Raw genomic sequence first — 13,316 nt, forward strand, 5'->3', positions numbered from 1 at the left:
GCTATGAACAAAAACTTAACCATTGCAATGACTGCCGCTCTAATGATGAGTGGCGGTGTTGCACAAGCGCAGGATGTGAACATCGGACGCAACAACATCACGCTGAAGAGCGACCTCATGACTCCAGAGGCGCTTTGGGCTATGGGGCGTATCGGTGCTGCACAGGCCTCACCTGACGGCAAGAGGATTGTCTATCAGGTGGGTTACTACAGTGTAAAAGAGAACAAAGGACATCAAGTGTTGCGTGTTATGGATGCTGATGGCAAGAACGACCGTCTACTCACCACCTCTTCAAAGAGCGAGAGTGACGCAGCGTGGCTTGACAACAACACCTTAGCATTCCTTTCAGGAGGCCAGTTGTGGACGATGTCTGCCGATGGTTCCAACCGAAAGCAGCTTACACAGTCTGATATTGATATTGAAGGCTTCCGTTTCTCACCCGACCGTAAGCGTGTAGTGCTCATCAAGAGTATTCCTTACTATGGTACTATCAAGCAGAATCCAAGCGACTTACCGAAGGCTACGGGTATGGTTATTACCGATATGAACTATCGTCATTGGGATCATTACGTAACAACCAATGCGCATCCTTTCGTGGCTGATGTTACAGCAGAGGGTGTTGGCGCAGGCGTTGACGTACTTGATGGCGAACCATACGAGAGTCCGTTGGCTCCTTTCGGAGGTATCGAGCAAATTGATTGGAGCAAGGACTCAAAACTTGTTGCCTATACCTGTCGTAAGAAGGAAGGTACACAATACGCCATCTCTACTGATGCCGACATATATATATATAATGTGGAAACGCGTCAGACAAAGAACCTCTGTAAGCCAGCCGACTATGTTGAGCCAAAGTGTGATGCAACAAAGAGCCTACGTAATCAGGCTGTCAACCATCAAGCTGGTGATATGAATGTAGGTTACGATGTGAACCCTAAGTTCTCTCCTGACGGCAAGTATATTGCTTGGCAGAGCATGAAGAACGATGGTTATGAGAGTGATCGCAATCGTCTTTGCGTCTATGACTTGGCAACAGGGAAGAAGACATACGTCACTGAGAGCTTTGACTCAAATGTAGATGACTATACTTGGGCCGTTAACTCAAAGGACCTTTATTTCATTGGGGTATGGCATGCGACAGTGAATATCTATCAGACTAACCTTAAGGGAGAGGTGAAGCAACTCACAGAGGGCGACCATAACTATGTAAGTGTCTCACTCTTAGGTGATAAGAAATTGCTTGCTATACGTCAGAGTATCTCTCAAGCTAATGAAATCTACGCTGTCACTCCAGCCAAGAAGGAGAAGACAAGTGTACAGACACAGCTTAGCTTTGAGAACAAACATCTCTATGACCAGTTGGCTATGGGTGATGTAAAGTCTCGTTGGGTAAAGACAACCGATGGTAAAGAGATGATGGAGTGGGTGATAACACCACCACATTTCGATCCAAACAAGAAGTATCCAACCTTACTCTTCTGTGAGGGAGGTCCACAGAGTCCTGTCTCTCAGTTCTGGAGTTTCCGTTGGAACTTTCAGATAATGGCTGCTAATGGATACGTTATCATAGCTCCAAACCGTCGTGGACTACCTGGTTTTGGTAGCGCATGGAACGAGGAGGTGAGTACTGATTGGACTGGTCAGTGTATGAACGACTACCTCTCTGCAATTGATGATGCAGCTAACAATCTCCCATTCGTAGACAAAGACCGCTTAGGAGCAGTTGGTGCTTCATTTGGAGGTTTCTCTGTTTACTATCTTGCTGGTATTCATAACAAGCGTTTCAAGTGCTTTATCTCACATGATGGAGCCTTCAACCTTGAGAGCATGTACACTGATACTGAGGAGGCTTGGTTTAGTAACTGGGAGTATGATGATGCTTATTGGAACAAGGATAAGAGTGAGGCTGCGAAACGCACATACGCTAATAGTCCTCATCTTAACGTTGATAAGTGGGATACTCCAATCCTTTGTATCCACGGTGAGAAGGACTATCGTATCAATGCCAATCAGGGAATGGGAGCATTCAATGCGGCTCGTCTGCGTGGTATCCCAGCCGAGTTACTTCTCTATCCAGATGAGAACCACTGGGTATTGAAGCCACAGAATGCTATTCTCTGGCAGCGTACATTCTTCAATTGGCTTGACCGTTGGTTGAAGAAGTAGGTGATTAGATGACAAGTGAACGAGTTTACAAGTAGATAAGTAGACAAGTCAACAAGTCAATAAGTCAACAAGTTGCTTGATAGTATTAACTCGTTTACTTGTTAACAAGTCGACAAGTCAACAAGTCAATAAGTCAACAAGTTGCTTGATAGTATTAACTCGTTTACTTGTTAATATGTTGACAAGTCAACAAGTCAACAAGTAGACAAGTTGCTTGATAGTATTAACTCGTTTACTTGTTAACATGTCGACAAGTCAACAAGTAGACAAGTTGCTTGATAGTATTAACTCGTTTACTTGTCAACTTGTTAACTCGTCAACTTGTAAACTTATTCACTCATCAACTCATTCACTTATAATTTATAATCTAACAAATAACTTGTTTACTTGTCAACTCGTAAACTTGTTAACTAATAAATATCATCATGACAGATAAAATTCAAACTACATTGAGAGATTCAGCGGCAATGCGTTGGACGGCTCTCCTACTTTTATCCCTGGCAATGTTCTGTGCCTATATCTTTGTCGACATCCTTTCTCCTATCAAGGAGTTGATGCAGGAGCAGAGAGGTTGGGACTCAACCGCTTTCGGTACGATGCAGGGTTCAGAGACATTCCTTAATGTCTTCGTTTTTTTCCTTATCTTTGCAGGTATCATCCTCGACAAGATGGGCGTTCGTTTCACTGCTATTCTCTCTGGTGCAGTGATGTTAACTGGTGCTTTGATTAAGTATTATGCTATCAGTGATAGCTTTGCTGGTAGTGGACTTGAAGTATGGTTTACCAATAATCTAAACCACATTCCTGTCTTCGAGCAGTTGGGTGTGTCGCCTTTCTATGAGGGCATGCCTGCGTCAGCCAAGGTAGCCGCTTGTGGCTTCATGATATTTGGTTGTGGAACAGAGATGGCTGGTATCACCGTTTCTCGTGGTATTGTAAAATGGTTTAAGGGTCGTGAGATGGCCTTGGCAATGGGTTCAGAGATGGCTTTGGCACGTCTTGGCGTTGCAACCTGTATGATATTCTCTCCTTTCTTTGCAAAGTTAGGTGGCAACATTGACGTATCTCGTTCAGTAGCCTTTGGTGTTGTTCTTATTTGCATTGCATTGATGATGTTTGTTGTTTATTTCTTCATGGATAAGAAACTTGACTCACAGACTGGTGAGGCAGAGGAGAAAGACGATCCATTTAAGATTAGCGACCTTGGAAAGATACTTACCAGTATGGGCTTCTGGCTTGTAGCTTTACTCTGTGTACTTTATTATTCAGCTATCTTCCCATTCCAGAAGTATGCTGTAAATATGCTTCAGTGTAATCTTACCTTCCATGAGCTTCCAGCGAACTCGTTCTGGGCTTCATCAAGTGTGACAATCATTCAGTACGCTATCATGCTTGTTGTTGCAGCAACCGCTTTCATGTTCAACTTCATGAAGAACAAGGCTATGAAGAACATTATGCTCCTCGTGTCTGTTTTGTGCCTTGTTTTCTATTGTTACATGGGTTATATGCGTCAGTCAGCCGAGTCTATCTTTGCTGTATTCCCATTGCTCGCAGTAGGTATTACACCAATCCTTGGTAGCTATGTCGACCATAAGGGTAAGGCAGCATCTATGCTTGTGTTAGGTTCATTGCTTCTGATTGTTTGTCACCTCACATTTGCCTTCATTCTTCCACAGTTTAAGTCAAGTCAGGTAGGTGGTGTTATTGTAGCATACGTAACCATCCTCGTCCTTGGTGCCTCTTTCTCACTCGTACCAGCATCATTATGGCCAAGTGTTCCAAAGTTGGTAGATGCAAAGATTATCGGTTCTGCTTACGCTCTCATCTTCTGGATTCAGAACATTGGTTTGTGGTTGTTCCCATTGCTTATCGGTAAGGTTCTCGACAAGACAAATGTTGGTGTTACTGACCCAACACAGCTCAACTACACCGCTCCATTGATTATGCTTGCAGGTTTAGGAGTGATTGCACTTATCATCGGTCTTATCTTGAAGGTAGTAGATAAGAAGCGTCACCTCGGTTTGGAAGAGCCTAATATCAAGGAATAAGATAATAGGATGACGCTTGGAGGGTTTATGGATACGTTGTATCATTGAACTTTCATTATCCATCCTACGATTAAGTAGATAATATACAGAAAAGCCCTCATGAGCAGTTTATGCTTGTGAGGACTTTTCTTTTGTCTTTCATGAGAATGCAGTGATAGCCTTCACTAATATTAGACGAACTTTTGTAGAGTTATTTTTGAGCTTCTCTTCTTGTAGAATAATACGTTACAATGACTGTGTGTGGTTGTGTAATGGATAGTCTCTTCCCTCGTGAAGTTCATCTAAAGCGACAGTTTGTTCATGTGCCAATAGTCTCTTATTATGTATAAAGTACATTGCACCATTCGCTTCTTCCCCCTGCGCCCTACGTATTGACCATGCGTACATAATCTTACTACGCATTAACACAGCAAGCGAAGGTTGAAGCTATGACCTGAAAGGGATATACTCGTAAGAAGAAATAAGACGCTAAATACTAAGTTACGTGGCTGAACTCTATACATAAGAAGCATTCCGTGAATCTGTAATTATCTTCTTTATATAAACATAAAACTCTTCTTATTTGTAAAGAAAATACATATCTCCAATTTGAAAGACGCCTAATAAGCTTTGAGAAGACGCCTTTCAAGCCTCAAGAACACGCCCTTTAAGGACGTTGTTAAGGCCCTTCTTGATTCTAACTAAGCATCTTCTGCAGTGATGTATTGCAACAGCTTAATTATCAATAGGTTATCTGTGAGTAATGCGTGGATATTTCGAACGTTATAGTAGTTCGTTATGATACTGTTTTGTAAGGATATTTCGTGTTTAGCGGATAGGTGAATAAGAGATGAAGAGGTGCAAGTTGCGGTGATAGAGAATGGTGTATATTAGAGATAAGAAGTCTGAAAACGAAGAAACCCGCACAACGTTTGTACGGGTCTTCTTGTATTGCTTTATCCTTTCGGGATAGTTTTACAGTTACTCTACGCTATTCGTATAGCGTAGACAATCTTGTTACTCTTCTTCCTCTTCATCGTCTTCCAGAACGACATCAGCCACCTTCATGCCCTCAATAGGCAAGGTACGGTCGATAACAGCATTGTAAGAGATAGAACTCTCACTGCGTGACAGACCCAGTGGCATCAGCTTGTCATGGATAACAGACATAAGGTGATGGTTGTTATATGCGTAGATTTTCAAGAAGAGGTCATACTCACCTGTGGTGTAGTGACACTCTACAATCTCTGGAATCTGGCGCAAAGCCTCAACAACATCATCGAATTTCTCTGGGTTTTTAAGGTTCAGTCCGATGAAAGCACAGGTCTCATAACCAATACGTTCTGGGTCGATAATAAACTGAGAACCCTTTATAACACCAAGGTTTGTTAACTTCTGAATACGCTGATGAATGGCTGCACCGCTGACATTACACGCACGTGCAACCTCAAGGAAAGGAATTCGTGCATCCTCAGAGATGAGGTGCAGAATCTTTTTATCAAGACGATCTAAACTTCTATGTGCCATTTATTATTCTATTGTTTTTGCTTACAAAGGTATGAAAAAACTTTGAATTATCAAAATAGCGAGTTCCTTTTCTACAACAAATTACAACTTTCTACCTTATTTCTGTTTGTTATTTCTACTCATGGTAGCCGAAAAGTTGACATTCAATACGTTAGCTTCTCTTAGCGCTTGTTTGATGTCCATGATCGTACCCATGTCTGCATGGCGGTCTGCCTTAATGCTGACACTAAGCTGCTTACGCTGTTCTGGGGGTAAGGCAGCGGAGAGTTGGATAAGATACCGTTTAATCTCTGGGACGGTTGTGATGTTGTTATTGAGCTGTACAACCATCTCGTTGCCCTCTACCTTACCAAGGTTGTTGATGGGTCGACCGACATAAATGTATTGTATGTTCGACTTGTTATATAAGCGTGAAAGCTCGGTAGCCATTGGGACTTGATACTTCACGTGTACAGTTGCCTTCCTCATGTGTACGACTAACATAAAGAAGAAGAGGATGGAGAAGATGAGGTCGGGGAGAGAAGCCGTGTTTAATGCTGGAATCTCATGATTTCTACTGCGATAGAACTTCATTTTGTATCTCCTTTCTTTACGTCGTTACTGTTAGAAGCCACATATACCTCCGTAATTCGAATGGGTACTTCGTCAGCAATCTGCGTTTGTTGCTCATTACTACACAGGTCGAACTCCTTACCAAAGAGGTTCATTGACTTTTGGTTACGGATAGTGTTATAAGCCGCTACTAACTGATTTTGTACGTGGAGATAAGTATCGTATGAGGCGTTGCGGTCGCTTTGTAATTGGATAAGGTGGCCCTTACCAGCCGACTCAACAAGCTGCATCGTACGCTGCTTAATCTCATTCATCGAGGCAGGTTTACCATCAAGTGTCACTTGATTCTCGGCATTGATAGCGATACGTATGACCCGCTTGCTGTCTACTGCAGCTGGTGGAGTCTTCGTCTTGTCGATAGCAGCCAGTCTACGTGACACCCCTTTGTCGAGGTCCATAGAGGAGGCAACGAGAAAGAGAATCAACAGCATAAACGAAATGTCAGCTGTTGATGTGGTGTTTAAGCCAGGAACTTTCCTCCGTTCTTTCTTTCGAAACATCATTTCATACGTTCCTTTCTGTAATAACGAGTGGCCCCAAAGACGACAACTCCTGCTGCAAGGACAAGAAGAAGGAGTGAGCTGTTGACAAACATATCAGTCATTCGAAGCCAAAAGCCGTCTGTGAAGTTCTGTCCATTGACTATCATCGCTTGCGTTGAACCAAAGATAAAAGTCAAGACGAGGATGAGAGCGGTCACACCGTATGTCGTATAAGTAATCTTTCGTGCAGGAATACCATTCGTAACTCCTTCACTTCGGTTAGCTCGTTGTATGCCACGGACTACAGCAAAGACGGAGGCTAACGTGGTGAGAGCGAGTAATCCCCACATAAAACCAAGTAATACGTCGGTAAGCATAGGTGCATTGAAAGCCGTGTTATCGGCAAAAGGCATGTCATATCCAATGAGATAGAACGCTAAAAAGACGATGACTGACAAGGCTACTATGACATAGAGGATGCGTTGTGATATGCGTTCCTCGTCCATCTTTGCTATTCCTTTTATTTTCTTCATATTACTCTATGTTGTACATAACGAATAATTAGGATATTCATGTTTCTATTCGCCCAACTTAAATAAGTTCTCGGAGACATCCTGATGTCCTTTTCTCTCTTTCTGATGGAAGTCTGATACATCGGTAATCATACAGAGGATGAGTTGAGGAGAACGCTCTTGAGTGATAGCGAGTTACATGAATAATAAATTATCAATTACGTTTCAATTTATATTTCATTATCGAATCTAATAATGAAATGGCTGATTCCTCCATTTGAGCTGTGATATGTTCAATCTTAGAGAGGATGTAATTGTAGAATACTTGTAGTACAAGGGCAACGATGATACCGAAGATGGTCGTAATCAAAGCCACCTTCATACCTGCTGCTACAATTGTAGGACTAATGTCGCCAGCCTCTTGAATTTGGTCGAAAGCCATGACCATACCGATAACTGTTCCAAGGAATCCAAGTGAAGGAGCCATTGCGATGAAGAGTGTAATCCATGAACAACCCTTTTCAAGGTTGGCACTTTGAACACTACCGTAGGAGGTCACGCTGCGTTCGATGTTCTCTATAGAATCGTCGATACGGAGTAGTCCCTGATAACAGATGGAGGCCACCGGACCACGTGTGTCTCGGCTCAATTCCTTGGCTTGCTCAATCTCGCCTGCATCAATCATATCTTCGAGCTTTCCAACAAATCGTTTGGCATCTATCTCAGAAAGACTAAGGTAGATGATGCGCTCTATACAGAACGCTAAACCCAATACTAATGCTAATGCTACCAGCGACATAAAGCCCGCATTACCCTCGATAAACTTCCTTTTCAACGACTGATGGAAACCCGCATCCTTTGCTGCTGGGGTCTTTGCGGTCGTAGTGTCTGCCACACCAGTCTCATTCAAAGCATCGTCAGAGAGCGTGTCAGCTGTAGCAACCGTCGCTGTTTTTGTTGGTTCTTGAGCGATAACAATGGTCGAACAAGTGAATGCAAGAATTGTTATGAATGAAAACAACGCTATTAATTTCTTCATAATTGTATAACCTGTAGTGGTTCTCCTTATTATAATAAAGGCATTGCTGCCCCTGTTTATGAGAGGTTCCAGCCTTGAAAAGAGGAGGTTGAATAGTCTCTCTGATTGTCTGCGCAAAGGTATATAAAATTGTAATAACAGCCAAATCTTTGTACTTGAAAAGACTCAAAACCGTTACATCTAAGTGTTTCTGACGTTGGATAGCTTATTCGTCGAACTTTTTAAGGGAATAGGATATTAGTTTGTCATGTCAAGAAAGCGGTGATGAAGCTCAGAAGATGCCATCTATTTTAGTCATAGCTATGGAAAACCTGTTTGTTATTGGTATTATGTAAGGACAAACAGGTTTTCATGTTACGCTAATGTCGTCAGTCGTTATTTCTTGTCATCAGATATAGTTGCGTTGTGTTCTTCGGCTTTTTGTGCCTCTTTATTAGCTTCTAATGCATTCTTTTTACGGTGATATTGCATGACTTTCTTGCCAAACAATGCCGCCATTGAGTCAGCTGAAAGATAGCGCATAGAGCCAGAGTCGAAGCCAACAGAGTCCTGTGGGATGCGGTGCCCTTGCTCATCAACGGTATCTTTATAGATGTATAGTCTGCCATTGAAGATATGCCAGCTTGTATAAACCGTCACCTTCGGGTATTCAACAGGGCTTTCATCTTCCAAGGAGTTGGCTTTCATGACATAACCCACGGGTGAAGCCTGGTTATAACTCTTCAGAGTAAAGCCATACTCACGTGGGATAAACAACGCAGCCTTCATGGAGTCGCTCATTCCTGCTAATATCTCTTCCTCCGTTTTGGTAGGGTTTGGCTTTAACTTAGGCAATACTTGGAATGTCCATGTACCTTTCATCTGTTCGAGATCAATCACCATTTCAGCCTCGAGAGGGTCTATGGGATTAGGAACAATTGCCAGAGCATCACCAATCTGAGGTGTGCCATAAACCATGCCATTGCGCTTTGCCGTTACAATGTCAAACTTTATGGGGTCGCCTCCCTCGTTAGGTAAGAGAACAATCACTGAGTCAGAACAGCCATCACATGCCAATCCATAGCGTGTACTGTCTCCTTTCAATTGTACCTCGACGTCTATAGCACCATGATCGCCAGTCGATACTTGGTTATAACATGCCGTGAGAAGGAACAGTACAGAGCTTAAGAGAGGAAAAAACAATTTCTTCATGTATTTACTTTTAGACTGCAAAGATAGTCAATTATTGCAAAAAATATTAGTAGTCAGCCGTTTTTTGGAAATTTTTATCTAATTTTGCAAGTCAGATTGCAAGTGGTAATCTCTTCAATTAGATAATTATTGAAACATATATGGGAAAGAAAATTGAGTTCAGTCTCATTTATCGAGACATGTGGCAGAGCTCTGGTAAGTTCCAGCCACGTAAGGATGAGTTAGTTCGTATCGCACCAGTCTTCGTTGAGATGGGCTGTTTTGCACGTGTAGAGACCAATGGTGGTGCATTTGAGCAAGTTAATCTTTTAGCTGGTGAGAACCCAAACGAGTCTGTACGTGCCTACACCAAGATTCTGCATGAAGCTGGTATCAAGACGCACATGCTTGACCGCGGTCTGAACGCATTGCGTATGTATCCTGTACCTGATGATGTTCGTGCGATGATGTATCGTGTAAAGCATGCACAGGGTGTGGATATCACTCGTCTCTTCGATGGTCTGAACGACATTCGTAATATAGCTCCTGCATTGAAGTGGGCTAAGGAAGCAGGTATGACTCCACAGGGTACACTCTGTATTACTACCTCTCCTGTTCATACAATTGAGTACTACTGCAAGTTAGCCGACGAGGAGATTGCAGCTGGTGCAGAGGAGCTTTGTTTGAAGGATATGGCTGGTATTGGTCAGCCAGCATTCCTTGGTGAGTTGACACGTCGTATTAAGGAGAAGCATCCAGACGTTATTCTTGAGTATCATGGCCACTCTGGTCCAGGTTTGTCAATGGCTTCTATGCTTGAGGTAGCCAAGAACGGTATCGACATCCTTGATGTTGCTATTGAGCCACTGTCATGGGGTAAGGTGCATCCAGACGTTATCTCTGTACAAAGCATGTTGAAGAACGCTGGTTTCGACGTACCAGAAATCAACATGGATGCCTACATGAAGGCTCGTGCTATGACTCAGGAGTTTATTGATGAGTGGTTAGGTTATTTCATCAATCCACAGAATAAGATCATGAGTTCACTGCTTCTTGAGTGTGGTCTACCTGGTGGTATGATGGGATCTATGATGGCCGACCTCGGTGGTATCCGTTCAACGATTAACAATCTACGTAAGAAGAAGGGCGAGCCAGAGCTTTCAGTAGATGATATGCTCGTTAAGTTATTCGATGAGGTAGCATACGTATGGCCACGTGTTGGTTATCCTCCATTGGTAACTCCATTCTCACAATACACTAAGAACATCGCTCTTATGAACCTTCTCACCCTTGAGCAGGGTAAGGGACGCTTCGTAATGATGGACGATTCTATGTGGGGTATGATTCTTGGTAAGAGTGGTCGTGTTCCTGGTGAGATATGTCAGGAGTTGAAAGACCTTGCTAAGCAGAAAGGTTTCGAGTTCACTGATGCTGACCCACACACACTTCTTCCTAACGCTCTCGACGACTTCCGCAAGGAAATGGACGAGAACGGATGGGATTACGGACAGGATGATGAGGAGCTCTTCGAGTTGGCTATGCACCCAGAGCAGTATCGTAACTACAAGAGCGGACAGGCTAAGAAGAACTTCTTGGCCGACCTTCAGGCTGCAAAGGATGCTAAACTCGGTGCAAAGGTAAGTCCTGAAGAGGCTGCAGCGTTCAAGCATGCTAAGGCAGACGCCATCGTTTCTCCTGTTAAGGGACAGCTCTTCTGGGAGTTCCAGGGTGATGGTGAGGCTGCTCCAGCCATCGAACCATTCATTGGTAAGGAATATAAGGAAGGCGAAGCATTCTGTTATGTTCAGGCTCCATGGGGTGAGTTCGTAACTGTTCCTGCTGCCCTCGGTGGTAAGTTGGTTGAAATCAACGCTAAGCAGGGTGCTAAGGTTAATAAGGGCGACGTTATTGCTTACATCGAAAGAGAGCACGACGCATAAAGAAACAATATCATAATGACTGAGCTACGGTTCTTCGTTCATGGCGGCACGAGCTGTCTGAGTGGGGAGGCGTGGCTCTTTTTTGTTGTATGGACTATCAAGCAATCATTCAGAAGTATTATCCAGAGGATAATGAGTTGCGTCATATCCTCCTTGTTCATAGTCGTTCTGTAGCAGATAAGGCACTTGCCATAGCCGACCAACACCCTGAACTCTCCCTCGATAAACAGTTTCTTGAGGAGGCTGCCATGCTACATGATATCGGTATTATCCGTTGTAATGCACCTGGTATACAGTGCTTTGGTACCGAGCCTTACATCTGTCATGGGCGTATCGGTGCTGAAATGTTACGTGCCGAGGGCTTCCCTCGTCATGCTCGTGTCTGTGAACGACATACGGGGGCGGGGATTACTCGTAGTCAGATTATAGCTCAACAGCTTCCTTTACCAGCCCAAGACTTCTTACCAGAAACGATGGAAGAAAAAGTTATCTGTTATGCTGATAAGTTCTTCTCAAAGACTCATCTTGATAAAGAAAAGACTGTTGAACAAGCTATTGCGAGTCTTTCTAAGTTTGGAGAAGAGGGAGTTGAACGCTTTCGAGAGTGGGTCAAGATGTTCTAAAACAGTTTTTGACCGCCTCTTAGAGTCATTCCATGCAGGGAAAATAGCAGTTGTTTCGTCTATGACCTACGCTTATTCAGCTGATTTAATATACGCATAATAGTTTTAATCATTATTTCTTTGTACTTTTGTAGTATGATAAGAAAGAATCCATATACAGAGGAGAAATATAATCATTATCGGGTGACAGAGTCGGCTCCGTTGCTTGAGTGGCTACTTGCTAATCTTAAGGAAAGTAAGAGTAAGGTGAAGGCTACACTACAGAACCGTGGTATCAAGGTGAACGGTAAGTGTGTTACGCAGTTCGACCATCCGTTGAAAGTAGGCGACAAGATTTCTGTCAGTAAAAGTAAGAAGAACGACCTCTTCCGCAGCCGCTACGTTAAAATCGTCTACGAAGACCGTTTCTTGGTTGTAATAGAGAAGAATATCGGTATTCTTTCGATGGCTGCTGGCCACTCTTCATTGAATGTGAAGACAGTTCTCGACGACTATTTTCATAAGACAAAACAGAAGTGTTCGGCGCATGTAGTCCATCGTCTCGACCGTGACACATCAGGACTGATGATCTATGCTAAGGATATCCAGACAGAGCAACTACTGGAACATGACTGGCATAACATTGTCTACGATCGTCGTTACGTTGCTGTAGTCAGTGGCGAGATGGAGCAGGATGAGGGCACGATAGCCAATTGGTTGAAGGATAATAAGTCCTATGTCACTTATAGCTCACCAGTAGATAATGGGGGAAAGTATGCTGTGACACATTTCCATGTGCTCGATCGCACAGTCTCACACAGTCTTGTAGAATATCGATTGGAGACTGGACGTAAGAATCAGATACGTGTTCATTCTGCCGATATGGGTCATCCTGTGTGTGGCGACGTTAAGTATGGTAACGGAGACGATCCTCTTCATCGTCTCTGTCTACATGCCTACGTACTCTGTTTCTACCATCCTATCACCCATCAACGTATGGAGTTCGAGACGCCAGTACCTGCTATGTTCAGACACTTGTTCAAATAAAGCATGCTTGAATGGAGAATTTACAGTATTTCATAGCCCTCCTTGCCGTATTAGTTATCGGTCTTATCCTTATTAAGAAGATAACTGGTTGCATCTTTCGCATCGTTATTACGCTTGCAATTCTTGCTTTTGCCTATTGGGCTTTGACTGGTTCACACGTCCTTTAGACAGTCAGTAAGGAATTATTTACGTGAG

12 protein-coding genes are annotated in these 13,316 nt (G+C 43.2%); 6 read left to right on the plus strand and 6 right to left on the minus strand.

All coding sequences use genetic code 11. The features are described 5' to 3' along the window. Window positions 1-3: 3 nt before the first annotated feature. Window positions 4-2,163 carry a S9 family peptidase gene (locus HMPREF0666_RS13290; protein ID WP_009012883.1) on the plus strand — a complete coding sequence of 720 codons (2,160 nt, stop codon included), beginning with the start codon at window positions 4-6 and terminating at the stop codon, window positions 2,161-2,163. A gap of 425 nt (window positions 2,164-2,588) precedes the next feature. Further along, a complete protein-coding gene (locus HMPREF0666_RS13295; protein ID WP_009012884.1) occupies window positions 2,589-4,211 on the plus strand; it encodes a nitrate/nitrite transporter in 1,623 nt (540 codons plus the stop codon). 996 nt (window positions 4,212-5,207) lie between these two features. Here the strand turns inward: HMPREF0666_RS13295 and HMPREF0666_RS13300 are convergent. From HMPREF0666_RS13300 to HMPREF0666_RS13325, 6 genes are all read right to left on the minus strand, one after another. Beyond that, complete coding sequence (locus HMPREF0666_RS13300) at window positions 5,208-5,717, minus strand: Lrp/AsnC family transcriptional regulator (protein WP_009012885.1); 510 nt, start codon at window positions 5,715-5,717, stop codon at window positions 5,208-5,210. A gap of 96 nt (window positions 5,718-5,813) precedes the next feature. Beyond that, window positions 5,814-6,290, minus strand: a complete 477-nt coding sequence (locus tag HMPREF0666_RS13305) for a biopolymer transporter ExbD (RefSeq protein WP_009012886.1) — start codon at window positions 6,288-6,290, stop codon at window positions 5,814-5,816. Further along, entirely contained in the window at window positions 6,287-6,832 is a 546-nt protein-coding gene (locus tag HMPREF0666_RS13310) for a biopolymer transporter ExbD (protein WP_009012887.1), read from the minus strand. Before HMPREF0666_RS13310 ends, HMPREF0666_RS13305 begins: the two co-directional genes overlap by 4 nt. Further along, the gene (locus HMPREF0666_RS13315) at window positions 6,829-7,344 is read right to left on the minus strand and encodes a hypothetical protein (RefSeq protein ID WP_042856402.1); all 516 of its coding nucleotides are present in this window, start codon (window positions 7,342-7,344) and stop codon (window positions 6,829-6,831) included. Before HMPREF0666_RS13315 ends, HMPREF0666_RS13310 begins: the two co-directional genes overlap by 4 nt. A 193-nt stretch (window positions 7,345-7,537) precedes the next feature. Continuing rightward, window positions 7,538-8,362 carry a MotA/TolQ/ExbB proton channel family protein gene (locus HMPREF0666_RS13320; protein ID WP_009012889.1) on the minus strand — a complete coding sequence of 275 codons (825 nt, stop codon included), beginning with the start codon at window positions 8,360-8,362 and terminating at the stop codon, window positions 7,538-7,540. Window positions 8,363-8,737: 375 nt separating this feature from the next. Beyond that, window positions 8,738-9,553, minus strand: a complete 816-nt coding sequence (locus HMPREF0666_RS13325) for a hypothetical protein (protein ID WP_009012890.1) — start codon at window positions 9,551-9,553, stop codon at window positions 8,738-8,740. Window positions 9,554-9,693: 140 nt separating this feature from the next. Here HMPREF0666_RS13325 and HMPREF0666_RS13330 point away from each other — a divergent pair, with 140 nt between their 5' ends. From HMPREF0666_RS13330 to HMPREF0666_RS17695, 4 genes are all read left to right on the plus strand, one after another. Next, entirely contained in the window at window positions 9,694-11,472 is a 1,779-nt protein-coding gene (locus tag HMPREF0666_RS13330) for a biotin/lipoyl-binding protein (RefSeq protein ID WP_009012891.1), read from the plus strand. Window positions 11,473-11,561: 89 nt separating this feature from the next. After that, window positions 11,562-12,095 (plus strand): HD domain-containing protein, encoded by a 534-nt coding sequence (locus tag HMPREF0666_RS13335; protein ID WP_009012892.1) that lies wholly within the window; start codon window positions 11,562-11,564, stop codon window positions 12,093-12,095. A gap of 135 nt (window positions 12,096-12,230) precedes the next feature. Continuing rightward, the gene (locus HMPREF0666_RS13340) at window positions 12,231-13,121 is read left to right on the plus strand and encodes an RluA family pseudouridine synthase (protein ID WP_009012893.1); all 891 of its coding nucleotides are present in this window, start codon (window positions 12,231-12,233) and stop codon (window positions 13,119-13,121) included. Window positions 13,122-13,132: 11 nt separating this feature from the next. Then, window positions 13,133-13,288, plus strand: coding sequence for a hypothetical protein (locus tag HMPREF0666_RS17695; protein ID WP_009012894.1), 156 nt, complete (start codon window positions 13,133-13,135; stop codon window positions 13,286-13,288). Window positions 13,289-13,316: the final 28 nt, after the last annotated feature.

It is taken from the genome of Prevotella sp. C561 (assembly GCF_000224595.1).
Classification (GTDB): domain Bacteria; phylum Bacteroidota; class Bacteroidia; order Bacteroidales; family Bacteroidaceae; genus Prevotella; species Prevotella jejuni.

Bases quoted from the DNA above. Each gene is read 5' to 3' on its own strand.
- HMPREF0666_RS13290 (WP_009012883.1), top strand. From the start codon at position 4: ATGAACAAAAACTTAACCATTGCAATGACTGCCGCTCTAATGATGAGT.
- HMPREF0666_RS13295 (WP_009012884.1), top strand. From the start codon at position 2,589: ATGACAGATAAAATTCAAACTACATTGAGAGATTCAGCGGCAATGCGT.
- HMPREF0666_RS13300 (WP_009012885.1), bottom strand. From the start codon at position 5,717: ATGGCACATAGAAGTTTAGATCGTCTTGATAAAAAGATTCTGCACCTC.
- HMPREF0666_RS13305 (WP_009012886.1), bottom strand. From the start codon at position 6,290: ATGAAGTTCTATCGCAGTAGAAATCATGAGATTCCAGCATTAAACACG.
- HMPREF0666_RS13310 (WP_009012887.1), bottom strand. From the start codon at position 6,832: ATGATGTTTCGAAAGAAAGAACGGAGGAAAGTTCCTGGCTTAAACACC.
- HMPREF0666_RS13315 (WP_042856402.1), bottom strand. From the start codon at position 7,344: ATGAAGAAAATAAAAGGAATAGCAAAGATGGACGAGGAACGCATATCA.
- HMPREF0666_RS13320 (WP_009012889.1), bottom strand. From the start codon at position 8,362: ATGAAGAAATTAATAGCGTTGTTTTCATTCATAACAATTCTTGCATTC.
- HMPREF0666_RS13325 (WP_009012890.1), bottom strand. From the start codon at position 9,553: ATGAAGAAATTGTTTTTTCCTCTCTTAAGCTCTGTACTGTTCCTTCTC.
- HMPREF0666_RS13330 (WP_009012891.1), top strand. From the start codon at position 9,694: ATGGGAAAGAAAATTGAGTTCAGTCTCATTTATCGAGACATGTGGCAG.
- HMPREF0666_RS13335 (WP_009012892.1), top strand. From the start codon at position 11,562: ATGGACTATCAAGCAATCATTCAGAAGTATTATCCAGAGGATAATGAG.
- HMPREF0666_RS13340 (WP_009012893.1), top strand. From the start codon at position 12,231: ATGATAAGAAAGAATCCATATACAGAGGAGAAATATAATCATTATCGG.
- HMPREF0666_RS17695 (WP_009012894.1), top strand. From the start codon at position 13,133: ATGGAGAATTTACAGTATTTCATAGCCCTCCTTGCCGTATTAGTTATC.